At 56.6% G+C, this 25414-nt stretch carries 20 protein-coding genes; 12 read left to right on the forward strand and 8 right to left on the reverse strand.

Translation table 11 applies throughout. From position 1 onward, the window contains the following. Positions 1–28: 28 nt before the first annotated feature. The gene (locus HUW35_RS11630) at positions 29–478 is read right to left on the reverse strand and encodes a MarR family winged helix-turn-helix transcriptional regulator (RefSeq protein WP_219932545.1); all 450 of its coding nucleotides are present in this window, start codon (positions 476–478) and stop codon (positions 29–31) included. A gap of 163 nt (positions 479–641) precedes the next feature. Between HUW35_RS11630 and HUW35_RS11635 the strand changes: the two genes are divergently transcribed. The 3 genes from HUW35_RS11635 to HUW35_RS11645 are packed head-to-tail and all read left to right on the forward strand — an operon-like array spanning position 642 to position 2484. Then, positions 642–1709, forward strand: a complete 1068-nt coding sequence (locus tag HUW35_RS11635; protein ID WP_219932547.1) for a catalase family peroxidase — start codon at positions 642–644, stop codon at positions 1707–1709. Continuing rightward, on the forward strand, positions 1702–2259 hold the full coding sequence (locus tag HUW35_RS11640; RefSeq protein ID WP_181252489.1) for a cytochrome b: 558 nt from the start codon (positions 1702–1704) through the stop codon (positions 2257–2259). Before HUW35_RS11635 ends, HUW35_RS11640 begins: the two co-directional genes overlap by 8 nt. Positions 2260–2298: 39 nt before the next feature. After that, a complete protein-coding gene (locus HUW35_RS11645; protein ID WP_181252490.1) occupies positions 2299–2484 on the forward strand; it encodes a hypothetical protein in 186 nt (61 codons plus the stop codon). Between the two features lie 79 nt (positions 2485–2563). Here the strand turns inward: HUW35_RS11645 and HUW35_RS11650 are convergent, their stop codons facing one another. The 3 genes from HUW35_RS11650 to HUW35_RS11660 all read right to left on the reverse strand — a co-directional run bounded on the left by HUW35_RS11650 (position 2564) and on the right by HUW35_RS11660 (position 8222). Further along, positions 2564–2761, reverse strand: a complete 198-nt coding sequence (locus HUW35_RS11650) for a hypothetical protein (protein ID WP_181252491.1) — start codon at positions 2759–2761, stop codon at positions 2564–2566. 269 nt (positions 2762–3030) lie between these two features. Beyond that, positions 3031–5445, reverse strand: a complete 2415-nt coding sequence (locus tag HUW35_RS11655; RefSeq protein ID WP_181252492.1) for a TonB-dependent receptor — start codon at positions 5443–5445, stop codon at positions 3031–3033. A 512-nt stretch (positions 5446–5957) separates the two neighbouring features. Next, the gene (locus HUW35_RS11660; RefSeq protein ID WP_370464619.1) at positions 5958–8222 is read right to left on the reverse strand and encodes a S46 family peptidase; all 2265 of its coding nucleotides are present in this window, start codon (positions 8220–8222) and stop codon (positions 5958–5960) included. Positions 8223–8450: 228 nt separating this feature from the next. Between HUW35_RS11660 and HUW35_RS11665 the strand changes: the two genes are divergently transcribed. Beyond that, positions 8451–8765: a DUF3820 family protein gene (locus HUW35_RS11665; RefSeq protein ID WP_370464588.1), complete on the forward strand. Its 315-nt coding sequence runs from the start codon at positions 8451–8453 to the stop codon at positions 8763–8765. A gap of 51 nt (positions 8766–8816) precedes the next feature. Here the strand turns inward: HUW35_RS11665 and HUW35_RS11670 are convergent, their stop codons facing one another. Further along, entirely contained in the window at positions 8817–9083 is a 267-nt protein-coding gene (locus HUW35_RS11670; protein ID WP_181252493.1) for a YMGG-like glycine zipper-containing protein, read from the reverse strand. A 277-nt stretch (positions 9084–9360) separates the two neighbouring features. Between HUW35_RS11670 and HUW35_RS11675 the strand changes: the two genes are divergently transcribed. Continuing rightward, positions 9361–9996, forward strand: coding sequence for a TetR/AcrR family transcriptional regulator (locus HUW35_RS11675; protein WP_181252494.1), 636 nt, complete (start codon positions 9361–9363; stop codon positions 9994–9996). Positions 9997–10234: 238 nt separating this feature from the next. Continuing rightward, positions 10235–11062 (forward strand): alpha/beta fold hydrolase, encoded by an 828-nt coding sequence (locus HUW35_RS11680; protein WP_181252495.1) that lies wholly within the window; start codon positions 10235–10237, stop codon positions 11060–11062. Positions 11063–11564: 502 nt separating this feature from the next. Here HUW35_RS11680 and HUW35_RS11685 read toward each other — a convergent pair. From HUW35_RS11685 to HUW35_RS11695, 3 genes are read right to left on the reverse strand one after another with little or no spacing between them, the layout of a single operon-like run. Continuing rightward, the gene (locus HUW35_RS11685) at positions 11565–12236 is read right to left on the reverse strand and encodes an LUD domain-containing protein (RefSeq protein ID WP_181252496.1); all 672 of its coding nucleotides are present in this window, start codon (positions 12234–12236) and stop codon (positions 11565–11567) included. Continuing rightward, positions 12212–13675, reverse strand: a complete 1464-nt coding sequence (locus HUW35_RS11690) for a LutB/LldF family L-lactate oxidation iron-sulfur protein (protein WP_181252497.1) — start codon at positions 13673–13675, stop codon at positions 12212–12214. The genes HUW35_RS11685 and HUW35_RS11690 overlap by 25 nt, the downstream gene beginning before the upstream one ends. Continuing rightward, on the reverse strand, positions 13672–14478 hold the full coding sequence (locus HUW35_RS11695) for a (Fe-S)-binding protein (RefSeq protein WP_181252498.1): 807 nt from the start codon (positions 14476–14478) through the stop codon (positions 13672–13674). Before HUW35_RS11695 ends, HUW35_RS11690 begins: the two co-directional genes overlap by 4 nt. A gap of 168 nt (positions 14479–14646) precedes the next feature. Here HUW35_RS11695 and HUW35_RS11700 point away from each other — a divergent pair, with 168 nt between their 5' ends. The 6 genes from HUW35_RS11700 to HUW35_RS11725 all read left to right on the forward strand — a co-directional run bounded on the left by HUW35_RS11700 (position 14647) and on the right by HUW35_RS11725 (position 25377). Continuing rightward, positions 14647–15564: a LysR family transcriptional regulator gene (locus tag HUW35_RS11700; protein WP_181252499.1), complete on the forward strand. Its 918-nt coding sequence runs from the start codon at positions 14647–14649 to the stop codon at positions 15562–15564. A gap of 375 nt (positions 15565–15939) precedes the next feature. Further along, complete coding sequence (locus tag HUW35_RS11705; RefSeq protein WP_181255680.1) at positions 15940–17247, forward strand: sugar MFS transporter; 1308 nt, start codon at positions 15940–15942, stop codon at positions 17245–17247. 66 nt (positions 17248–17313) lie between these two features. Then, positions 17314–18288, forward strand: a complete 975-nt coding sequence (locus tag HUW35_RS11710) for a carbohydrate kinase (RefSeq protein WP_181252500.1) — start codon at positions 17314–17316, stop codon at positions 18286–18288. Positions 18289–18305: 17 nt separating this feature from the next. Beyond that, a complete protein-coding gene (locus HUW35_RS11715) occupies positions 18306–19502 on the forward strand; it encodes an AGE family epimerase/isomerase (RefSeq protein ID WP_181252501.1) in 1197 nt (398 codons plus the stop codon). A gap of 58 nt (positions 19503–19560) precedes the next feature. Next, entirely contained in the window at positions 19561–21849 is a 2289-nt protein-coding gene (locus HUW35_RS11720; protein WP_255463253.1) for a GH92 family glycosyl hydrolase, read from the forward strand. 153 nt (positions 21850–22002) lie between these two features. Next, positions 22003–25377 (forward strand): glycoside hydrolase family 38 C-terminal domain-containing protein, encoded by a 3375-nt coding sequence (locus tag HUW35_RS11725; protein ID WP_181252502.1) that lies wholly within the window; start codon positions 22003–22005, stop codon positions 25375–25377. Positions 25378–25414 lie beyond the last annotated feature (37 nt).

The raw sequence follows: 25414 nt of genomic DNA on the forward strand, positions 1-25414 counted from the left end.
TTATTGTTCGGAGACAAACCCCATGGCCTCAGTGGCCGGACGAAGTGCGGGCCAGGAAACCGCGCAGTAGTCTGATCAGCTGCGCTTTCTCCCGTTCGTTCAATACGCTTAACAAGCTGTCCTGAGTGGCCACGTGGTGTGCCATCACCTTCTCGATAACCGCGCGCCCTTTTCGTGTCAGGGCGACCTGTCGGCCCCGCCTATCGTCCTCACTCACCTCACGCCGGATGAGCCCTTGTTTCTCCAGGGAGTTCAGGCGGCTGGTCATGGATCCGGATGTCACCAGCATTTGCTCGAGTAACTGTGTCGGGGTCAGTGTATGTGGCGGTCCGCTGCGCAGCAGTGTGGCCAGTACATCGAACCCTGCGTCGGTCAGGCCGTGACGGCGAAAGGTCTGCGACATCGCCTGGGTCATATGCTTGTGCACCAGCTGCAGCCGGCCGATCAGTGCCATTGAGCGGGTGTCCAGTTCAGGCATCTGCTTGGCCCAGAGAGATTGTATGTGATCCAGGTTGTCCATATCTGCGTACAGGTGAGAAATCTTGAGTTCAAGATACCAATGAATTATCTTGAATTAAAGATAGTTTCTGGGTGAAGAGCCGGGATAAAGAGGTTAGTGCAATGAGGTCAATGCAATGAGGGTGGATGATCTAGTCTACTTTACCAAGCGCTACTTACCGCTGGTGGCAGTGGTCGGCGGTCTGGCCGGGGCCTTTGTTTACGCGGCGGGCGGATTTGGCAGCGGGCGTGTCACTGCGCAGCAATTTGTCGATTTGCAGCAGGGCAACAAGGTCCACGAGGGATTTCGCCGCGCCCATGCCAAAGGATTCTGTGTTGCGGGCGAGTTTGTTTCCGACGGTACATTGCAGCCATATACTACGGCGCTTGTGTTTTCCAAACGCACAACGCCGTTCACTGGGCGTTTCTCCATTGCCGGTAATGACCCGACAGCCCCAGATCTGAAAGCGCCGGTACGCAGCCTGGCGCTGAGTATCGCCGTTGATCCTCAGAATGTCTGGCGCACCGCCATGAACACGCCGCCCGTAATGGCGGTGCGTAATCCCGAGGATTTTTACCAGCAACTGACCGCACTGGCGCCAGATAAAGAGACCGGCAAGCGGGATCCGAAAAAAATACAGCAGTTCTTTGCCGCGCATCCGGAAAGCAGGGCGTTTACCCGCTGGGCATCTGAGTACCGGGCAAGCGACAGCCTGGCAACCGAAACCTATCACAGCATCAATGCGTTCTACCTGGAGGATAGTGCGGGCCACCGGCGTGCAGTGCGCTGGGAAGCGCGGCCGGGTAAAACCGAGGAGGAAGACCATGGCGTGACTACCGGGGAGGGGAGCAACGCACTACAAGATGAGTTTTTCCGCCGTCTTGCATTCGGTCCGGTAACCTTTGACCTGGTGTTTACCCTGGCGGAAGAAGAGGACGATGAGAGCGACCCCACACAGCCCTGGCCCGCTGCGCGGCAGCAGCTGGTTGCCGGCAAAGTCGTCATTACGGATGCGACTCCACAGGTAAACGGCAGTTGTAACGCGATCAATTTCGACCCCCTCGTCCTGCCCCCGGGAGTGGCTGCCACAGATGATCGCATCCTGCGGGCACGTTCTGCAGCCTATGCGGAGTCGTATCGCCGTCGCGCCTTCGAGCACTGGAAAATGGAAACACTTAACTCCAATGGCGAGGAGAGCGCTGATGAGTAACTCTGGGAACCGCGTCATCCGATACAGTCTGAGCGTCCGAATCCTGCACTGGGGAATGGCGGCATTAGTATTTTCCATGCTGTTTGCCGGCTTGCTGATGGTACGCAGCCTTGAACCCTGGCAGCCGACCCTTCTCTCGATGCACAAGTCGTTCGGGATCATTGCCTTTGTCGCGGTAGTTTTCAGGGTTGTGGTGCGCCTGATGAGTGCCGCGCCGTCCCTCCCGGCTGGCCTGTCAGGTTTACAACGCCTCATTGCAAGGGGCAGCCATCTGCTGCTGTATGTGGCAATGATTGTGCTACCTGTCAGCGGTTATCTGATGCAGAATGCCGCCGGTAGACCTCTTACATTTTTCGGGCAATTTGCCATGCCACCGGTTTTACCGACTAGCCTCGATACCTACGGCTTGCTGCGGGAAGTGCACGGACTGATGGCACTCGGGTTGATGGGACTGGTGCTGTTGCATATTGCCGGGGCGCTTTATCATGGTTGGGTCAGAAAGGATGGCGTGCTGCAAACGATGTTGTCTTACCGCAGGGATCAGCATTGACGTTAGCCTAACCGCCGAGCAAACAGACTGGAGACCCTTATGGGGGACGTACTGCCATTCAAGCGAAAAACCGCGTGGGAAAAACACAAAGGCAGTAGCCTGTGTCGCGATGGATTCCACAAGTGGAAAGTAGTGACCGAGCGGAAATTTGATGTGAAAAGAGGGAAGCTGGTTACCGAATCCCGCTGCCAGCGGTGCGGCAAAGTAAAAACGGAATTGCTGTAATCTTATCGAATTCTCATATCAGGCCAGCTGGCCCGGGCTCGAGTAAAACGAGTCCGAGCCAGCTCCGCCCACTTGCTGGTTAGCAGTCCTGGTCCTCTGCGCCGGCTTTTTCTTTCACATCTTCACAGGCGTCTTCCACGGCATTGCCCATGTCAGTCACCGTCTCATCGATGGTTTCGCCTACTTCCTCCGCGCCGGACTCCTTTTCACAGGCAGTGATACCCGTTACCAGTAGCGCGGCAAATCCGATGACGCTCAATTTTTTCAAAATATCCATAAGGTTGCTCCTTTCAGCTCGGGTGGATTCTGTGCTGCGTGCAATAGCATGCAGTATGCGCTGCTGTGTATGACATGCGTGCGCACATTTTGATTTCAAGGGATGAAAGCGCGGCGAGCTCGACGAAAGGTGTGGAACGTTAAACGAATCACAAAAGTAGGGGCTAGCAGTCGTGGTGATCTCCGTTTTTGTGGGTGGGCATAAAAAAAGCGGCCCCGGAGGGCCGCTAATCCCAATAGAACACCGTGGTGGTGTTCGGCCGCAAGGAATCAGAAGTTGTATGACACGGTGGCGCCAAAGGTGCGCGGTGCACTCCAATTGGAGTAATTGCTGAAAACACCGTCGTCGTTGGTGCTGGTGCGATAGTGACGATCGGTCAGGTTCCTGCCCCAGAGTGCCAGGTTCCAGTCACCGGCTTCCTGGAACAACTCGGCGCGGGCATTGACCAGTGTGCCTCCTTCTTCTTTGGAGTAGGGTTCGTTGGTGATACTCAGGTAGTAGTCATCGGTCCAGTTAACACCCAGCTGCAGCGCCGCGCCGAGCTCGTCGGTCACGCCAAACTCGTAGCGTGCCAGGGAGCTCACGCTCAGGCCGGGGGCGTTGTTGAGCTGGTTGCCCACTACATCCACTTCCTGACCGAGGATATCGTAGATACGGCCGGTACCACTCGGGCCCTTCACGATTTCAGTATCCATGTAACCCAGGCCCATGCGCAGGTCCAGCCCAACGATTGGCAACCAGCGCAGGTCCAATTCGGCTCCGCGGGTTTCGACGTCACCCATGTTGGTCAGGCCCGCGAAGGTGGCTGTCTCGGTCTGGATTTCCAGCGGCGACTGGAAACCCTTGTAGTCGTAATGGAAGATGGCGCCGTTCAGCTGCACTGTGTTGTCAACCAGGGTGGACTTGAAGCCCAGCTCTACCGCTGTGTTGGTTTCCGGCTTGTAGGATTCCACCGCCTCGGCATTGAAGAAGAAGCCACCGAAGAAGCCGCCAGACTTGAAAGTGTGTCCCACGCTTGAGTACAGCAGGGTGTTGTCGGTGGGTTTCCAGTCCAGGGTTACTTTCCAGGACGGATCTTTTTCGTCGTAGGTTGCCGGGGTTCCGGAAGACAGTTGAATCGGTTGGTCTTCATAGCCCTCAAGGCAGGTCTGATAATCTGCAAAGCCCCAGGCGTAACAGGCCCAGGCACCGTCGTTGACCAGTACGCCGCCGACATAGTCCTTCTGCTCGCGGGTGTAGCGCAGGTCGGTAGTCAGGGTAAAAGCTTCGTTGAAGTCGTATACCAGCTGGCCGTATGCGGAACTGACCCGGGTTTCCTGCTCATAGGTCATGGTGCCGCAGCCGGGGAAGGCGAACCAGTCGGCGAACAGGTTGGCGCCGAAGGAGCAGGTCCGGTTTTCGTCAAGCTGGTCCTGCGCGTAGCTGACGCCCGCCATCCAGTTAAGAGCCCCGTCGTTGTTCGACAGCAGGCGCAGCTCCTGGGACAGTGAGCTGATATCCGAGTTGTAGTTGGTGACGTAGTTACTGTCGAAGTTGATATCGCGACCGACCAGCTCGGCATAGGCCTCCCACTCGGCCTGATTGGCCGCACCGGTGCCGACCCCTCCAGGGCTGTTGGTGTGGAAGAAATCCAGGGTGGTGAAGTTGCTTACTGACACCAGGGTCACAGCGTCCATTTCCCACTCAACGTTGAGCGAGGTGGAATGGAAGGTATCGTCAAAGTGGCGCACGACTGAATCTTCACCGCGATAGATACCGTCGGGAGTCTTGCCATCCATGGTTACGCAGCTGGAATCGGGGATACCTTTATTGATGACTGAGTCACAGTAGTCACCGGGAATGGGGCCCTGAATGTCGGGGGTGGCATTACCCAGGCCGTCTTCCAGTCCGGTGGGGCCGAAGCTGTTGTTGGGGTTCAGGTAACCTTCGGGTTCGGGAATGCCCACTTCGGACTTGTCGCGGCCGAAGGTCTGGCGCAGGTCCAGGCGCAGGGTGTCGGTGGGTTCGTAGGACAGGGTGACCCGTGCCTGGGTCTTGTCTCGGCCACCCTGTTTGCGGTTAAGGTAAGTGTTTTCGTACCAACCTTCGCTCAGCTCGTTTTGCAGGGCCACGCGCGCCGCCAGTTTGTCGGTGAGAGACAGGTCGGCACCCGCGCGCACGTTGAAGGTGCCATAGTTACCGACGTCCACGGCGGCGTTGGCCTGGTTCTGGCCCAATTCCGGGCGGCGTGAAACGATATTTATGGCGCCGCCGGTGGAGTTGCGTCCGTACAGACCGCCCTGGGGTCCTTTCAGTATCTCCATACGCTCGGTGTCGAACATGGCGAATGCGCCATAGACCCCGAAGGGTTGATAGACATCGTCCACGACCATTGCCGTGGTCGGGGTGTTATTGGGGTTAAAGTCCTGCAGTCCTACCCCGCGAATCACGAAAATGGGGATGCCTGAGTCGGGCGACATGCCCAGCTCCATGTTGGGCACAAATTCGGTGATTTGCGAGGCCTCCATTACGCCGAGGTTTTCCAGCTCTTCGCTGCCCATGGCGGCGATGCTGATGGCCACATCCTGCGCACTCTGAGCACGCTTTTGCGCTGTAACCGTTACCTCTTCCAGGGTCTGGGCAAAGGCTTGTGGAACCATCGTCACACTGGTGGCGATTGCTAGGTAAAGTAAGTTGCGTCTCATCACGTCTGTCCTCTGGGTTTTATTGTTTAGCGAGGTCACTCCGTCGGGGGATCTCCCTCCACAACTGCGTGAGCGCTAACTGAATAGCGTCCTGAGAGGGGGCTGCTGCCGTGTCGCCATCCCGCCGGGTGGCGGCGGGGAGGTGGCATCGACAACAATTTGCATCCGAGCCTGTGTAAGCGGCTGGCAGTTGCTCCATTGAGTAGCCTTATAAGTTACAGCTACTGTAAGTTCCCAAGTAAGAAATTACAGCTGCTGTAATTATGCGTCAAGGGGCGGAACTGCATGCCGTCATCTGGTCGTTTTTTGACCTCGAGGAACTCTTTGGCTGCCCCGTTGGTGGCGGGAATGGAAGGTGACGCTGGGCCGGTTGAGAGGAGCTAGTGATCGGACCCGATAGCCGTGACATCCAGATGCGGATCCCGTCACGGGAGGTTTGGGGCTGGGAGGGAGGGGCGCAGAAACAAAAAAACCGGCGCAAGCGCCGGTTTTTTCTTCGTGCGGCAGGGCCGTCAGTCCGCAGGTTGCGCTTCGACTGATCCGGCTGCCACGCCCATCTCCTCCAGCAGGTTATGGGCGCCGTCCACCTTTTCCATTACCCACAGCATGTATTCCACATCGACGTGGATAGCGCGGGTGTTGTCGTTGAAGTCCCAGTCGGCGTTGATGCTGTCATAGGTACCGTCAAAAACCAGACCGATCAGCTCACCCTTGGCGTTCATGGTGGCGGAGCCGGAGTTGCCGCCGGTGATATCCACCGTTGTCAGGAAGTTGACCGGAACGGAATCCAGCTTCTCATCGTAGAAGCGACCGTAGTCCTTGTTTTTGATCGCATCCAGCAGTGCCTGGGGGGCATCGAACGGATCTTCACCGGTGTACTTGGCTTCAATGCCGCGCAGGGTGGTGAAGGGCACAAAGCTGTCTTCTCCGTCGTTACCATCGGCCGGACCCGTGATGGTACCCGCAGGTGGTGTGTAGCCTTTTACCAGGCCGTAGGTCAGGCGCAGGGAGCTGTTGGCATCCGGGTATACCGGTTTGCCCTGTTCGTTGTAGTAGGCGATCAGCAGGTCCATATACTGCGGACGGAGCTCGGCAAATTTGCCCGACATCATTTTGTCGTGTTGCTCCAGTGCGTAGCGGTCATCATAGGTGGCTACCGCCAGCTGGATGAACGGATCTTCGCTATTGCGGAAATCTTCCGGGGATTTATCCATCCACTCGAGTCGGGTTTCGGTGTCGGTGAGGCCGGTTGCCTCGTACATGGCTCCGAGCTTCTGCTGCAGCGCGTCGCCACTCAGTTCCCCGTCAAAGAATTTGTCGAAGCTCTCCAGATGCTGGTTTTTCGGCAGCGCGTTGTAGCGCTCGATAAAGTAGGTCCAGATAGCCTGGTCTACCGAAGGCTCGAAGTTGCGTTCGATACGCTTCATGCTTTCGGTAAAGCGGGTCATATCGCGTTCCTGGTAGCCCGGCTCGCGTTCCATATTCGGTTTCTGCTTTTCCAAACTCAGGCGGTACAGGCGCTGTGCGGAACTCAGCATGGATGAGCGGCTCATGTAGCCCAGCAGCATGTCGCGTTCCTGGGTGGACTGTTGTTCCGCAATCAGTTTTTGCAGGTCTTTGATCACCGAGGCGTATTTTTTCTTGGACTCCGGGTTGGCTTCGATCCACGCCTGCAGGTCCTTTTCCAGACGCTGTTTGCGCTGCAGCAGGTCGCTGCGGTTGTAGCCTTCCATCATGCCGGTGAAGTTTTTCGAATAGTTGTTCAGGCCGGCAACCAGGCTTGCGTATTTGAGCGCCGCGTCCTTGTTGTCTGCGGTGGTTTTGCCGATGACTTCAGACCACTCTGCCAGCACCTTCTGCATGGTGGGGTAATACCAGTTGAAGTTGTTGTTTACTTCAACCGCGGTGCGGTAACGGTTGGTGCGTCCGGGGTAACCGGCAACCATTACGAAATCGCCTTCCTGCGGTCCTTCGGTAGAAACCTTCAGGTGATGCTTGGGCTTGTAGGGTACGTTGTCTTTGGAGAAGTCCGCGGGCTTGCCGTCCGGGCCAACGTAGGCGCGCAGGAAGGAGTAATCACCGGTATGGCGCGGCCACATCCAGTTGTCGATATCGCCACCGAACTTGCCGATGGAAGATGCGGGGGCGTGCACCAGGCGCACATCGCGAATGGCCAGCTGTTTGATCAGGTAGTAGCTGGCACCGCCGTAGTAGCTGTAGACCTCACAGCGGTGGCCCGGATCGGATTCACAATCCGCGACCAGCGCTTTTTCCGCGTCTTCAATGGCCTTGAAGCGGGTGGCACCATCCATGTCGTCGCTGAGTTTACTTTTCACCTTGTCGGTGACTTCCTGCATGTCCACGGTGACATAGATGCGCGAGCCCGGGGCTGCGGGCACTTCCTCATCGAGAGTTTTGGCGAGGAAGCCGTTGGCCAGCAGGTCGTTGTCTTCGGTGGAGTTATAGGAGATGGAGCCGTAGGCGCAGTGGTGGTTGGTGGCCACCAGGCCCTCGGGGGAGACGAAAGACGCGGAGCAGCCGCCGAGGCTGACCACCGCGTTCATCGGGAACTGGGTCAGGTCGGTCATGGTTTTGGGGTCCAGCTGCAACCCGAGGTCTTTCAGTTTTTCGCCAATTTCCGGCAGCTGGCGGGGCATCCACATGCCTTCGGTGGATACGGCATCGGAAGCGCCTGCGGCTGCCGTGCTGTTGTTCGCGCCGGGCGCTGCGGTCTCGGTTGCCGCGTCTTGCGCGGGCTTGCTACAGGCGGAGAGCAGGGCAATAGCGAGGGAGAGCCCGAGAGGCAGACCCAGGCGCTGGGGAAGCTTTTTATCGTTCACTTTAATTCCTTATGCATGCGCGTCGGAGTATGTGCGACGGTTGAAAAATGAACGGCCGCAAAGGCGGCCATGTAACCAGATGCTGCCACAGAACCGCTGGCGTCAGAATTACTTCTGCGGCCAGTGGTGCTTTCGCTGGGATAAGTTACTCACAGTGTAGAATGTGTGCCGGTAACCGATGAGATGTCGATGCGGGTGCTGCAGTACCCCAAGGTTCAGGGGATAAATCACTGGCGGATCCGCAAACGTAGTACAGGAATCATGATGTTGGAAAAGCAGGACCTGATAGATATTGCCCGTACCGAGATGCCTTTCGGCAAGTATGCGGGGCGGCCTTTGATCGACTTGCCGGAGGAGTACCTGCTCTGGTTTGCCAAAAAGGAGTTTCCCAAAGGGCGCTTGGGTCACCTGATGGCGATTACGCTGGAGATAAAAATCGAAGGCCTGGAAGGACTGGTCAAACCCCTGAAAAAACAATGAGCCCCGGCGGGGGCTCAAATGGTTGTACTTAAACGGTGCAATAAGCTGTGTTCAGCGATAGACCCGGCGACCGTAGCGGTCGTAGTAGTAGCGCCGTTTTTTCTCGCGGTCATACAGGTAGCCACCAGCACCGCCCAGGACTGCGCCAACCGCAGCGCCGCCAGGTCTGCCCGTAACCAACGCGCCGGTTACCGCGCCAATACCAATACCGGTACCCACACGGCGATCGGTATCACTCATGTTGGCACAACCCTGGCCCGCAAGGCCTGCAACCATTACTGCGGCCAGCCCCAAACTTTTCATCGACTTAATCTGCATAGGTACACCTTTCTCCACTCGTTCGAGTACAGCGAGATCGAATAACCAGTTGAATCAGCTCCCGTGTCACTAGTGAAACTCGGGAAACAGTCGGAGGGAGTGTATGGTCGCGTCTTCCTGACCACAAAAAATCTGCGGTGGACCGGATTGCGTGTATGTCCTCAGACGGCGATGGGGTAAGCTTTCGCCTGCGAGTTCGAGCTGTCATCAGCATGACGCAATGACGCAATGACGCAAGGTAACAGTCGAGAAGCAGCCAGGGACTGATGGAATAACAATGTCGCAACCCGATCTCACATTGGTTCAGGTGCCGGAGCCAAGCCAGATCCGCAGCCGCCAGGCCCTTGAGCGCCTGCTGGCGGCTGGGGAGGAACTGCTGGCCAACAATCAGTTTGAGGAAGCGAGCGTGGCCGATATTGCCAGCCAGGCTGATTCTTCCGTAGGGACTTTTTATCGACTGTTGGGGGATAAAGAGACCCTGTCTCTCCTCTTGTTGCAGCGCTTTATGCAGCGCCTGGTCGAAGCGACAGCCTCCCTGCGGGATGCCGGTGCAGGCTGCCAGAACCTCGCGGAGGGGGTGCGCCTGCTCACGGATACCTACATCGATGTGTATACCGGCAGACGAGGTGTGCTCCGGGCCGTCATTCTCAGGGCTTCCCGCAGTACGGCTTTCCGGGATCGGGTACACCAGCTGAATACCCATATCTCCGAGACCGCCTGTGACTGCCTGGCGCCCTATATGGACCAGGTGCTGCACGACAACCCCCGCCAGGCGGTAGCATCCGGAGTGCAAATGGTGCTCGGTGCGCTTAACCAGCACACGGTAACCGGCACTCTCGGTGGCTTGCCAGCGAACGCCCTGCGAAACGAGATTGCCCGCTTATTGTTGGGGTACCTGCGCGGTCCCCGATAAGCGATTCCTCCTGTCGTCATCGCCGATTTCACACCACTTCCACGGTTCCCCGTGGCCTGCCCGGCCATTTGCTGGCGCCTAAATTTATTTCTGCCGAATTAACGCCTTGCGGAGAGCTGGCGGGAGGAGTAATCTTCAGTTATCGGAATCCGTATTCCGATTCCATTTCTGGCGGTAGTCCTGTAGGAAGTGGGTTAACCCACGCAGAAAAATAACAATAGCGAAATGAGAAGATTCCATGCCGTACCTGAGCCGCAATGGCCACAATCTCTACTTCACTGACAGCGCCGGACATGGCGAGCCCCTGTTATTGCTCCATGGGCTCGGGTCCCAGGGCGCGGACTGGCAGCCTCAGGTTGACAGTCTGGCGGACGAGTTCCGCGTGCTCACACTCGACTTTCCCGGCCACGGCCGCAGCGACGCCCCCGGGGGGACCATATCCATGCATTCCCTGGCCGAAGATGCCGTGGCACTGCTGGATCATCTGGCGATAGACCGTGCGCATATCGCCGGCCTCTCCCTGGGTGGGATGGTGACCTTTCAGCTGCTCGCCAGCAACCCAGAGCGGTTGCGTTCGGTCACGGTCATCAATTCCGGGCCGGGGATGCTGGCTGGACGCTGGCGTCTGAACATGGTGGTCGCGCTGCGCAGTTTGATGGTGCGAAGCTTCGGTCTGCCGGCCCTGGCAAAACGCATTGCTCCCAAGCTCTTTCCCCGTGCCGATCAGCAATTGCTGCGCGAGCAGTTCCTGCACAGCATTGCCGCGGTGGATAAGGAAACCTACTTGAAAATCCTGCGTACAATTGGCCGTTTCAATGTCTGGCCCGAAATTGCGGGCAGTCCCGTGCCGGCACTGATCATGACGGCAGACAGGGATTACACCCCGGTTACCTACAAAGCGGAGTACGCCGCAACCATGGGAAATGCCGAGCTTTTTGTTATTGAGAACTCCGGCCACGCTTCACCCATGGAGGTGCCGGAAGTTTGTAACGCGAGAATCCGCGCGTTTCTGCGCACACATTCCAAGAACACGACGCGGTTGCCGAGTGCGGAAATCGCCGACTGAAATGAACAGAAAAATGATTTCACAATAAAACGAAAGCGAGAGAGGAATTGAATATGCCTAAACCGACGGGATCTCAAGGTGGCGGTTAGTACGCCGTTTGCGCAAAACCTGTATGCCAGTCGGGCCCAGAGGTCCTTTGAGCGCGATGGCTTTGGGGAAAACAGCCTCACCGGCGCTGAAGTTTCCAAAAAGCAGCTCTACGCCGGGCGCGCGGCGCTCGAGTGGAGGCCGAGCGATCAGTTGTCTCTCAATCTCTCACACGATGCAGTCTATGATCGATCTGCGGTACCTGGTGCCCAGCGTATGGTGGTGAACGGCATTGAATCCTTGGTAACTATCCAAACAGAGATAGTTATCTATTATTAGCGGCTCGTGTCAGAGTAACTTGTAGTTTATTGGTCAAAAAGAGTTGACCACACACTAGCGTATTTCGAGTCCGCCTCGATCGGAGCCCGATTTTTGAGCAGAAGCAAAGAGTCCTCATTCAGACCTTTCCGCTCTATTACAAAACAAGAAAAACAACTAGTCGAGACGGCCCATGTGCCCCAAACGCGAGCGTCTGTTGAATGTCCGCGGTTTTTGATGGCCCTGACACCAGCACGATGTTGGTGGGCATGGATGATCCCCAGGGGCTGAGCGCCATATAACTCTCGAGATCTGGATGCAGGTCTTTCTCGCGGATGATTACCAGATGCGTTGGGGGAATCAGTGAGAGTGAGCGGGGCTCTGTGGCACTCGGGATCAGGACCAGGCTACCGGTCTCCGCGATGCCCGCAGCTGCGGTGGTAATTGCGACCGGTGTCAGGGAAAACAAAGTTTCTTTTTTCTCTGCGTCATTGCACTCCGTTGGCCACTGTTGCCATTGGAGGGACATCTCCCCTAGCTCGCCAAGCAGGGACCGCACCTCTTCACCGCCCATTAAACGAGTGATACCTAGGTCTCGCATACAGGTAATAACCAATTCGGCGAGCCCCAAGTCATTGGTCTCCATTACCTGGGCATGGTTTGCGCGGAGTAGTTCAATAAACTGCTGGCGCATCTGATCGGTTGTTATGGCTTTGTTGCCTGCATGCGATACCAGGTCGCCAGCACCGTGCGCCGCATTGCGATGCACTACCGGATGCGGTGCGGAACCATTGCGCAAACGGCTTAGTATATTTTCTCTTGCGGGCATGGGCTCGCGCTCCTGCGTTGTCTGTTTTTCAAAGCGGTGTGCAAGGTAATTTTCGCCGGCTGTGGCATGGTACGTTGTGTTTTCCAGCGGCTGGGTAGGAATTTGAATAGCTTGCGACCGTGGGCGGCCAGCGAGGCACCCCGGTGGTAAATCGCGGGGTGTCGACAGGCCCAGGACCAAATTCTCCACACCAGAGCCTCTAGTGGTTTGCGCCCGCTGCCCGCACCTTTCACTTTTTCCTCTGCTGTACCCGCGTGACTGCTCTCGACTCGCAGCCGTTGCAACAATTTGGGAATGGGAATGCGCACCGGGCAGACTTCCTCGCAGGCGCCGCACAGGGAGGATGCCGTGGGCAGGTCCTTGGTGGCATCCAGCCCCAGCAGATGCGGACTCACGATTTTGCCGATCGGTCCCGGGTAGGTGGTGCCATAGGCATGGCCACCGATACGGGTATACACCGGGCAGTGATTCATGCAGGCGCCGCAGCGAATACACTGCAGGGTTTTACGCAGTTCTTCATCGGCAAACGCCTGGCTGCGGCCATTGTCCAGCAGCACAAGATGCACTTCTTCTGGCCCATCTTGCTCGCCTGGCTTGCGTGGGCTGGAGATCATATTGAAGTAGGTGGTGATCTTCTGACCGGTGGCGGAGCGGGTGAGCAGTGAAAGCAGCGGCGGAACATCGCTCAGCTGTGCGACCACTTTTTCAATCCCGGTTACCGCGATATGCAGCGGTGGAATCGTGGTGCACATGCGCCCGTTGCCTTCATTTTCCACCAAGCAGAGGGTGCCGGTCTCGGCAACGGCGAAGTTGACCCCGGTGATCCCCACATCGGCATGTTGAAACCGCTCACGCAGCTGTTGTCGGCCGATCCCAATCAGCCGGTCGACATCCTCGGTATAAGGCGTATCTTCAAGGGTTTTTTCGAACAAACTGGCGATCTGCCCGGCGTCCTTGTGGATGGCGGGCATGATGATGTGGGAGGGTGTTTCTCCCGCCAGTTGCACGATGAATTCGCCCATATCCGACTCGATGCATCTCACTCCGCGATCATCCAGGTAATCATTGAGGCCAATTTCCTCGGTGACCATGGATTTGCCTTTGACGGCGTGCTTGCCGCTGCGAGCGCGGATCAGGGATTCGATAATCTGGTTGGCTTGCGCCGGGGTTTCTGCCCAGTGCACCTGGATACCGTTACGGGTGCAATTTTGCTCCAGCTGTTCGAGAAGCGCCGGCAGTTGCTGCAGGCAGCGCTGTTTGATGGCCTCGCCGCGTCGGGACAGCGCGTCGAAGTCACCGCCCTCAGCATCATCAACGGCAAACGCCGTACGGCGCTTGCTGCGCAGGAAATCCATGGCCCCACGAAAGTTACTGCGTAGCACTGGGTCGGCGAGAGCCGCGGTGCTGTTAGGATGAAATGCTTCCGGCTGCTGTTTCATCCTGCAGCCTCCGCCAGTACCTGTGTTGCACCCGGCTGTCGGTCCGCTTCCGAGACGCCGATTCGCTCTGCTAGAAAGCTGATCAGGTGGCGTCCGCGCAGGGGCTGCTGAGCATATTCCAGCGTGGTATTCAGGTTCAGCATGCAGCCCCAGTCGGTGCTGACGAACTCATCAACGCCGGCGCCCAGCAAGTTACGTGTTTTGTCTTCCGCCATGGCGGCGGAAATATTGGCATGCTTGACCGAGAAGGTGCCGCCGAAGCCGCAACATTCTTCCTGATAATCGTGAGGGACCAGATGCACCTGCTGAAGCTGGCCAAGGAGCGCCAGGCCGTGCTCATGGATGCCGAGTTCGCGCCGGCCCGCACAGGAGGTGTGTAGTGTGACCCTGGTCGGGTCACCCTGATCGGTGAGTGTGGGCTGAACCACGTGGCGCAGGAACTCGGTGAATTCAAACACCCGCTCGGTAAAGGCCACCACTTCCGATGCTTGATCAAACAGCGCGGGATAGTGCTTGCGCATCATGCCGCCACAGGAGCCAGATAGAATCACGATGGGCCAGGGTTCGGGAAACAAGTCCATCTGGCTGCGCGCCACGGCGCGTGCCTCGCGGTCGTACCCGGAATTGTACGCGGGCTGGCCACAGCAGGTTTGTGCGTGTGGGAAGGCAGCTTCAATACCGAGATACTTCAGCAGTGCGATGGCATCGAGTCCGGTCTGCGGTGAAAAGCTGTCGACCAGACAGGTACCAAACAGGTACACCCTGTCCGGCTTCGGCGGGTAGATGCGGATGGCCTCGGCCATAAGCTGCTTCCTTTATAGCTTTTGTTTGTTTATTGGAAGACAAGGCTAAAGCATTGAGATTGCTGAAACTATCGTTAACGAGTAAATTGATTATTTCCAATTGTTAACGAATATTCTGATCGATTACGTGCAATCCCGCTTTCGAATCAGGCACCCGAGGTTCACTCATTGATTGAAGCATCAGATCTCGCACTGTTCGCGCTGCTGGCGGAAGCGGGAAGCTTTCGCAAGGCGGCGGAGCAGGCCCGAATGTCCACGCCGGGGCTGAGTAAGCGGATCAGTCGCCTGGAAAGTGCTCTCGCTACCCAGTTGGTGTTTCGCAATACCCGCAACATGACACTGACGGAGGCTGGTCGGCGCCTGCTTACCCACGCGAGTGCGGTTAAACAGCATCAGGAAGCCGCGCTGGCCGAGGTTTCCAATCTGAGCAACACTCTGCGCGGCCAGCTGGTGGTCAGTGCGCCCACCATCTCCGGTGACATCCTGCTGTCGGATCTGGTGGCGGACTTCTGCGCGCGCTACCCGGAAGTACGAGTCGATTTGCGTCTAGACAATCGCTATGTGGACCTGGTGCGCGATGGGGTCGATATTGCCGTGCGCACCGGTACCTTGCGGGACTCGTCTCTGCGCGCGCGCTGGTTGATCGACTCAGACTGGGTCGTATGCGCAACGCCCAATTACTTGAACCAGCATGGATCCATAGAAGAACCCGAGCAGCTACAACAGCACAACTGTCTGATCTATGCGCTACAAGATGGTGGGCCGCGTAACTGGCTGTTTGGTGGGGAAGAGAGGACTTACACCGTGACCGTGGATGGCAGCCTAGAAGCAAACAACGCGCTGGTGCTGAAAAAAGCAGCGCTCCGGGGCCTCGGCGTAATCTACGTTCCCCGCTGCCTGGTGCATCGGGAGCTGGATGGAGGCGAGTTACTGCCACTGTTAACCCCGCACACCGCGAAGTCGCAAGGCGTCTACGCGATCACGCCCTTCGCTCGCCACGCGACACCTGCGGTGCGCTGCCTGATCGACGAAATAGCCAGCGCCTATCGGGCGCGTGAGCACTGGTTTTGCGCCACGCAGAAATAATCATGCGTCCTGGCCGCACGTTTGTTAGTCGAAAACAGGGGCGAGGACGTTGCTCTGAGTGGCTATTTTCTTTGGAAATCTCATCGCAATCTCCCTTTTGAGTGGTTTTTAAGCATCTTCTTCCGGGAAGTGATCAAGCAATGATTGATTTCTAACTGTCTGTTTTATAAGGTTTTTTTTATTGGTATTTGAGAATCCGAAGTTTTTTTTGAGCTAATTTGAAAAATATTTACTTCTGATTTCTGAATGCGAAGTGGCAAGTGCAAGCCCGTGGGTATAGTGAGTCGTTAAGGTGTCTGGGCGGGAGGAAACTCGACCCGGCGCCTGAACGATAACGACAAACAATAACCACAAAAGTACTTTGCCATGCCAGCGATGATGAATGACTCCGGGCGCGCCGCATCCCGAGGCACCGACGGCGCCAAGACGGCCTACCTGTTTCCCCTGTTGGTAATGACCAGCCTGTTTTTTATCTGGGGCTTTATTACCGCTCTGAACGATATCCTGATTCCGCACCTCAAGAGTGCCTTCTCTCTAAGTTACGTACAGGCGATGCTGATTCAGTTCGCTTTCTTTGGAGCCTACTTCCTGGTCTCGATTCCCGCCGGCGCCATGATCAAGCGCTTGGGTTACCAAAACGGTGTTTCGGTGGGGCTGCTGGTGGCGGCAGCCGGGTGTCTGCTGTTCTACCCGGCTGCGGAAGTGCGGGTGTATGGACTCTTCCTGGCCGGGCTGTTCGTGCTGGCAAGCGGTATAACCATTCTCCAGGTCTCAGCCAACCCGTACGTCGCCGTACTGGGCTCACCGGAGACCTCGTCAAGCCGGCTGAATTTCTCCCAAGCCATCAATTCCGTGGGGCACACCGTGGCACCGCTGTTCGGGGCGTTGCTGATTATGGGCGCCGTGCACTCCGGCGGCGAGAGTGGAGAGGGTATGGCCGATCCCCGCGCGGTGCAGGTGCCTTATCTGATCATTGCCGGATTCCTGATTGTTGCGGCGATTGTATTCAAGCTGCTGAAACTGCCAGCGATTGAAGGGGAAGCCGAGGCGGCCAACCTAGCGGGCCCTAGCTCCAGTATTTGGGCGCATAAACACTTGGTGCTGGGTGCCGTGGCGATCTTTCTCTACGTGGGCGCGGAAGTGGCGATTGGCAGTGTGCTGATTAATTACATCGCGCTGCCGGAAATTGCCGGCTTTAGCGAGCAAACTGCCGCCCAGTACCTCACCTTCTATTGGGGCGGTGCCATGGTCGGGCGATTTATCGGCTCGGCGATCCTACAATTTGTGGCACCCACCCGTGTGCTCGCCTTTAACGCCGTGGCCTGTATTGCTCTGCTGGCAGTGGTGTTGACCGGTAGTGGGCATGTGGCCATGTGGGCGGCGTTGGGTGTTGGCCTGTTCAATTCCATTATGTTCCCAACCATTTTCTCCCTGGGTATCCGCAAGCTCGGACCCATGACTTCTCAGGGCTCCGGCATTCTGTGCCTTGCTATTGTGGGTGGCGCGGTGGTGCCCATGGCACAGGGGCTGGTCGCCGACCTGAGCGGCCTGACTATGAGCTTCCTGGTGCCGCTGCTGTGTTACGTCTTTATCGGCTGGTACGCGCTGAAAGGGGCTAATGCCGGCATGCTGAAATCCGCAACTGCTGATTCCCAGAGGGAGGCAACCCAGCCGGCTGGCTAACGGCCTTGTCTGGTTCCGTTGACCTTTAAAGCCTCAGTGCATCTGGAGAATGTGGAGAGTAGTAGGATGGCCAATCGAAAACTGGTGTGTTTTGGCGAAGCGCTGATCGACTTGCTGAACACGGGCAGCGATCACAGCGGCGACACAGCGCTCAACCAATTTACCCAATACCCCGGTGGTGCGCCGGCCAATGTGGCCGTCGCAGCCGCCAAGCTTGGTGTGCCGACGCGATTTCTGGGGCAGGTCGGAAACGACACCTTTGGGGACTTTTTACTGCGCTGTCTCAAGCAGTACGGCGTAGACACTTCCCTGACTCTGCGGCACCCGACGGCCAAGACCTCGCTGGCATTCGTATTTCTGGACGATACCGGCGACCGCTCGTTCGAGTTTTACCGCGATGACACCGCAGACACCTTGATGCAGGCAGATCAGCTTGAGAGCGCCCACTTCGATGACTGTGGCCTACTGCATTTTTGTAGCAATACCCTCACCTCCAAGTCACTTCAGCTGACCACTGCGGCAGCGATCGAACTCGCACGCGCACAACAGGCGCTGGTGAGCTTTGATGTGAATCTTCGTCACAACCTGTGGCGCGCAGGTGCGGCGGATGGCGATGTGGTGAACGCGTTCGTACGCAGTGCTGACATCCTAAAATTTTCCCGCGACGAGCTGGAATTCCTGTGTAAGGACAGTCCCTTTGTTGGGGACGTCGATGGCTATGTCCAGGCGATACTCGCGGGAACTCCGCAATTGATCCTTGTCACTGATGGTGGCGAAGCGGTTCAGTGCTACACCCGCGACACCCGCTTTGCCGTTGCAATTCCACCCATAAAAGTGGTGGACACCACCGCCGGCGGTGACGGGTTTACCGGTGGCTTGTTGCGTAAAGTGCTCGAACATGGACTGGTGGATCTGCTGGGGGATAAATGGCTACTCGAAGACAGTGTCCGCTTCGCGACCCTGAGTGGCGCCATCGCCGTTTCGCGCCCCGGCGCCTTTCCTGCCCTGCCGACATTGGCCGATATCGAAAATTTTAAGTGAGCCTGCGAGACATCACTATGAATACATCTTTAACGCCCGATTTCCGCAGTGCGGATTTTCTTACCGGGCATATCCAGTCGATTCTCGATTTCTACTCCCCTAATTTCCTCGATGAAAGTGGTGGTTTTTTCCATAACTATCGCGACGACGGTAGCCTGTTCAATCCGGGCCTGCGTCACCTGGTCAGCTCGACGCGTATGGTGTTCAACTACTGCACCGCTTTCCGCCTGTTCGAAAAGCCCGAGTACCGTGATGCCGCTGTGCACGGCCTCGCCTATGTAGACGAAGCGCACTGGGACCCAGAGCGCGAGGGCTATCACTGGTTACTGCAAGACCATGAGCCGGTGGATCAGACTAATCATTGTTACGGTCTGGCCTTTGTAATGCTTGCTTATTCAAGTGCCGTAGGTATCGGTATTGAGCGTGCCCGAGACGGTATCTACCGAGTGTGGTCACTGCTGGAAAAACACTTCTGGCTGCCGGAGAGGGGAATCTATGCGGATGAAGCCACTGCTGATTGGAGTCATATCTCCAGCTACCGGGGGCAAAACGCTAACATGCACTGCTGCGAGGCGTTGATCGCTGCCTTTGAGGCGACGGGCGATGATCAGTTTTTCCAGCGCGCCCGCGACCTGGCGGAAACCGTTGCGGTCAAGCTGGCGGAAAAAGGCGGGGGCTTGGTGTGGGAGCACTATACCGAAAACCTGGACGTAGACTGGGATTACAACCGCGACGATCCCAAAAATCTGTACCGCCCCTGGGGATTCCAGCCCGGGCACCAGACCGAGTGGAGCAAACTGCTCCTGACGATGCATCGACACAAGCCCGAAGAATGGATGCTGCATCGCGCCCGTGCGCTGTTTGATGAATCCTTTGACCGTTGCTGGGACAGCGAACGCGGTGGCATTTTTTACGGCCACAGTCCCGAAGGCGACATCTGCGATGACGATAAATATTTCTGGGTGCAGGCGGAATCCTTTGCGGCCGCGGCGATGCTGGCGGAAGCGACCGGAGATGAACACTACTGGAAGATTTACCAGAAAATCTGGGACTACTGCTGGGCCCACATGGTGGACCACAAGCACGGTGCATGGTACCGCCTGTTGAATGCGGATAACCAGCGCTACAGTGACGAGAAAAGTGCTGCCGGTGCTAAATGTGATTACCACACCATCGGTGCCTGTGCGCAGACACTGCAGTTAATTATCGAATGAACGTAAAAAGATGGTGGAGAACAAAATAATGAGAGTGAAACAATCAATCGGGTGCTCTATGCGTACCCTCAGTCTGGGGGTGGGCATGCTCGCTTCCAGCTTCGTGCTGTTAGGCTGTAACGCCGAGCAGAAGGCCGCCAGCGATGCGCCCGCGGCGGTCGCTGAGGCCAAAGCCACTTCGGTCACCCAGTGGGTAGATCCGTTTATAGGGACCGCCAATGAGGGCAATACCTATCCCGGCGCAGTTCTGCCCTGGGGTATGGCCTCCGTGGTGCCGCAGAGTATTGATTTCAGCAAAAACAAAAATTCTGCCGCTTATCACTTTGGCGCCGAGCATATTTACGGTTTCGGCCACATGCAGCTGTCTGGTGTGGGCTGTCCAAGCAGCGGCGCCTTCCCGGTAAAAGTGATCACCGGCGAGCTGGCACTGACCCCGGAAGAAACTCGCAGCCGCTATTCCAAGGAACAGGCAGAGCCGGGTTACTACAAGGTATTCCTGGATACCTTCAACGTCTGGGCCGAGATGACCGCGACCACCCGTTCCGGTATCTCCAAGTACCAGTTCCCCGCAGGAAAAGCCCACTTGGTTTTCGACCTGGCGGTGAACCAGGGCGAAATGCGCGGTGGACGCTTCACCGAGCTGAGCGCCAACCGCATAGAAGGTTACCAGGTCGAAGGTAATTTCTGTGATGCGGGTCAGGAGCGCAAGATTTATTTCTCCGCAGAACTCAGCCAGCCCGCCGCAGTACATGGCCAGTTCGATTCCCCGGCGTTTTTGGCTACCCAGAAAAAATCCCCCAATGCCGACTACGTAGGTGCAAGCTTCAGCTATGAATTTTCTGAACCCGCCGAGCTGGAACTGCGAGTCGGTATTTCTTTTGTTTCCGTGGAAAACGCCCGGAAAAACCTGACGGTAGAGCAGGGCGGGAAATCCTTTGCTGAACTGCGTAAAGCCGCCAGTGCAGCCTGGGAAAAAGAGCTTTCGGTAGTGGAAGTCACCGGTGGCGACGCGGAAGATAAAACCAAGTTTTACACCGCCCTGTATCACTCGCTGATAATGCCGCACGTCAGCAGCGACGTGAATGGTGAGTATCTGAGTGTTGACGGTGAAACTGTGAAAAAAGCGGAGGGGTTCACCCGTTACTCCACGTTCAGCCTTTGGGATACCTACCGCACCGTACACCCGCTGATTACGCTGACGCATCCTGAGCAGCAGCTGGACATGGTGAGATCCATGGTCGATACCGCCGAAGACAGCGGCTGGCTGCCCAAGTGGGAGCTGATAGGCATGGAAGCGGCCACCATGGTCGGCGACCCCGCCGTGCCGGTGATTGTCGATACCTACCGCAAAGGCCTGAAAGATTTCGACGTGGAAACGGCCTATCAGGCAATGGTAAAAGCGGGTACCCAGTACGAAACGTTTAACCTGCTGCGCCCGGGCATCAAACACTACCTGGACCTCGGATATATCCCCATGGACGACCGTGGCGGCGACCCGATGGAATTTGGCTGGTTCAACGGCATTGTGTGGGGGCCAGTATCCACCACCCTTGAATACAACCTGGCAGACTGGAATATCAGCAAGCTGGCAGGAGAGCTGGGTTATGAAGAAGATGCCAAGCGTTTTTACGAGCAGGCCCAGAGCTACCGCAAACTCTATGACGAGGAAACCGGATTCCTGCGCCCGCGTAATAAAGACGGCTCTTGGATGACCCCGTTTGATCCGCTGGATCGGCACTGGGATATTCGCTGGAAAATGAGCGGCGGCCAGGGTTATGTGGAAGGTACCGCATGGCAATACCTGTTCTTCGTACCCCACGACATTCCGGGCCTGATTGACCTGATGGGTGAAGAGCAGTTTGTTGATCGCCTGAGCAACAGTTTTGAAAACTATTACTTCGATATGACCAACGAACCGGACATCCAGTATCCGTTCCTGTTTAATTATGTCGAAGGGCAGGAACACCGCACTCAAGATATCGTTACCTTCGCAGTGGATAAGTATTTCAATACCACCCCTTGGGGCATTCCAGGCAATGATGATGCCGGCACCCTTTCTGCGTGGCTGGTATTTGCCATGATGGGCTTCTACCCGGACCTGGTCGGCGAGCCTCAGTATCAGCTGGCAACGCCGTCATTCGAGTCGATCACTATTAAGCTCGACAAGGACTTCTATCCGGGGGAGGAATTCCGCATCGAAGTGGAGAACTTCGCCGAAGAAAACCGCTACATCGCAAGCAAGTCCCTGAACGGCAAGCCGTTTAATCCATTCCAGCTCCAGCATGAGGATATGGTGAAAGGTGGTGTACTGAAGGTGACCGCCAGTGAGCGTGCCGCACTGAATTAATTCCGTGCGCACTCATAACAATAAATAAGAGAACGGCCGGTGCTACACGGCACCGGTCGCTTTTCCCCAACCCTTCTTTTCAATGTCTGCGTGTGATTCGCGGGATCGTTTGTGCCACTCCCATGGAAACCAGCGCAGCACTGGGAGTAACGCATGCAAACTTCAAAGTGCAACCTCTTGCGACAATCGATTATCACGTTAGGCAGCGGCATCGGCGCACTGTTGATTTCACACACCGCTACCGGTGATCCCGTTCTGGAATCCACAAAATACAAGCCGGTACCCGCATCAACCCTCGATTACATCAAACGTGCGGCTGATGGCGACCACCTTGCCTTGGAGGGCGGGCACCTGGCGCTGGACGGGCACGTTATGCCGTATCCTTATTTCCAGGCCCATGAAATCCTGTTTTTGGAGCGCCTCGGCAAATTGCGTCACACGATGCTGTGGAAGGTCGATCGGGTAAAGCGTGTTGACGACTGGGACCCGTCGTATCCTGAACAGGATGTGACCGAATCTGAGATTCAGCAGAACCCCAGCAGCCTTGTAGGTGGACGGCACAGCAAACATACCTACTGGTTCGACATCCCTCCACTGCCGTCCTCCGATAGTGGTGCCGAGCGCTTTTTCACTGTCAAGCCCATGGATATGTCCGTTCCCGGTTGGCCGGAAACTACCATCTTTGTCAACGGCGAACCCAAGGCCGCATTACAGCGCAAGCACTTCTACTGGTCCACTGATTCGATGATGGATCTGTCTCAACCCAATCGCATTACCCTGAAAAGTTTTGGTGTATTCGATCAGCCCCGGGGGTATAGGGAAATTGGCATCGTGGAGCGTAATCCGAATGCCGATGAAGTCTACTGGCGTATGCGGGTATTGATCGAAGCGGCTTCCATCCTCGCCGAGGATTCTTCGGAATACCGCGCGGTTCGTGAACTCGCTGACAAGGTACTCACTTCGGTTAACCTGGAAGTCGCGGGTTCCGAATTACTGGATCTACAGCTGGCGGCGGCAGTTGAAGTATTGGAGCAGGGGTATGAAGACCTTGCACAAATGGCCACGCCCAGCGAGACCCTCATGGTCCTGATGCACGGTCACCTCGACAGTGCCTGGCGTTGGACTTTTGATCACACCGACGACAAGATCCAGCGGCTGGCGTTGAACAATCTCTATCTGATGGATCGGTTCCCCGAGTATCAGTATGTGTTCACCACGCCCTACCATTACGAGCGCATGCAGGCTCTGTATCCGGATCTGTTTGGCCGCGTGAGGGCCAAAATCGCCGATGGGCAGTGGATCGCCAATGGTTCCACTTATGTCGAAAACGACATGAACCTGCCCGGTGGTGAGAGTGTGGTCCGACAGTTCCTGTATGGACTCGATTACTACGAGAAGCAACTGGGTGTAACGGACAACACGCTGTTTCTGCCCGACACCTTTGGGCATCCACCGTTTATTCCGCAGGTGGCACGGAGCTTTGGGCTGGATCACTTGATCGGAATGCGCACCAACACCCCGGAAATCGACAGTAGTATCTACCGCTGGCGAGGGCTGGACGGCTCGGAAATCCTGGTGAATTCGCTCACCACTCCAGCCTGGGAATATCCGTTCAACGATCCCATCCACGATTACCGTTTTGAGGATGGCAGCCTGATTACCACCTACAACGCCCCGGATGCCGCTCCGCGGCGACTGGCAGGTACCTGGAACCAGTTTAAAAACAAAGACGCCACAGATAACCAGCTGTTACTGGTGGGTTGGGGGGACGGTGGAGCCGGCGGCTCCGAGGATCAGATCGAGGTGATTCAACGGGTTAAAGCGTTGCCTGGCTTCCCGGCGGTGGAGTGGACCACGTTGCACGATTATGTCCAAGGGCAGCAGGTAAACTGGGATAAATTTCCGCTCTACAATGGCCGCATATTGCCTGAGGCCTGGATGGAGCGGACGTTCATGATGGCTAACGGAATCAAGGCGGCAAACCGCGCGGTGGAACAGCGCTTGGCTGAGGCCGAAGCCGTGTCTGCGCTGGCGTCGCTGGAAGGGCTCGACTACCCGGCAGAAGACTTGAAGAAAATCTGGAAAGCCTTGTTGGTAAACCACTTCCACGATGTGATTACCGGGATGGCCGTACCCGAGGTACTGGAAGCGGCCAATATGCATTTGCGCAGCCTGGAGCAACAGGCCACAGAATTGCGCGACCGTGCGATGCTTCATCTGCAGGAAAAGATGGCGCTGCAGGGCGAAGGACTTCTGTTGTTCAACGGTGCACCGGTAACCCAGCAGGGGCTGATCAGTCTCGGCGTTCGTGAAGCGAAAGCCAGCACACTGGTTACTGCAGACGGACTAACGGTGCCGGTAGTGCGCAAGGATAGTGGGGAATTATTTGCCGAACTGCCCCCATTGCCGGCAGGACAGTTTCAGGCACTTTACTGGGACGATGCATCGAGCCTCGATGTCTCTTCCATGATTGCCGAGAAACGTGTGCTGGAAAATTCGGTAGTCAAGGTCACCTTTAACAAGCACGGACAGATTACATCCTTTTGGGACAAAGAGGAGCAGCGTGAACTGGTACCGGAGGGCAAATTGTGGAACGCCATGATGAAGGTGTCACACGAAGACCAGTCCGTAACACCGATTTCCGCAAGCGCGCGCTTCAGTGACTATTTCACCAACGCCCTGCAAGCGGGTGTCACCATTCGCTATCAGATTGGCGATTCGGATTTCACCCAGCAGGTTTGGTTGGGTAAAGGTGAAAAACAGCTCAATTTCGACAATCACATCCGCTGGGTCGATTCCGATCGGCTTGAAGTAGATTTCCCCCTGAACGTGAACAGCCACGAGGCCCATCACGGAATTCAGTTCGGTTATATCGATATGGAGCGGGGCAATTATGGAAAGTACGATCATCTGGTGTCACCGACTGCGGCGTTCGAGTGGGCGGATGTATCGGAGAGTGGTTATGGTGTGGCGCTGTTTGACCGCACCCGGTACGGCTATGACCTGAAGTCAGGCGGTATCCGGCTCAATCTCAGTTACGGCCAGCGCAAGCATTCCTACCCGGAGCTGGCCCAAGTGGGTTGGGGGTTGGCGGAGTCTGGTGATGCGGGTGGAGAGCGCTTTGGCTATGCCATCTATCCTCATCAGGGTGCCTTGCATCAGGCCAAGGTCATTCAGCGGGCGAAGGCGTTTAATCACCCGCTGGTGGTTACCGAAGTGTCTGCCAATGCAGAAGGCGAATTACCTGTACAAATGGGCTTGCTGCGCTCCACCTTGCCAGACAACGTCCTGATTAGTTCGGTGAAGCTGGCTGAGGATGGCAGCGGTTATATCGTGCGCCTGTACGACACAGAAAATAAGCGCAGCGTATTTGAGCTGGCTTTTGATCCACGTGTGTCGTCTGTTTGGCAGCTCAATATGAAAGAAGAGCAGGCTGGTGCCCAGGCATTAACTCTGGAGGCGGGGAGGACGGCTTTGGCACTGGCCCCCTTCGAAATCAAGACCCTGAAGCTTGCTGTTCGAAATTGATTCGGACCTTTGGAGTTATTCCCTGAATCAAACGGCA

It is taken from the genome of Microbulbifer sp. YPW1 (genome assembly GCF_013367775.1).
Lineage (GTDB): Bacteria > Pseudomonadota > Gammaproteobacteria > Pseudomonadales > Cellvibrionaceae > Microbulbifer.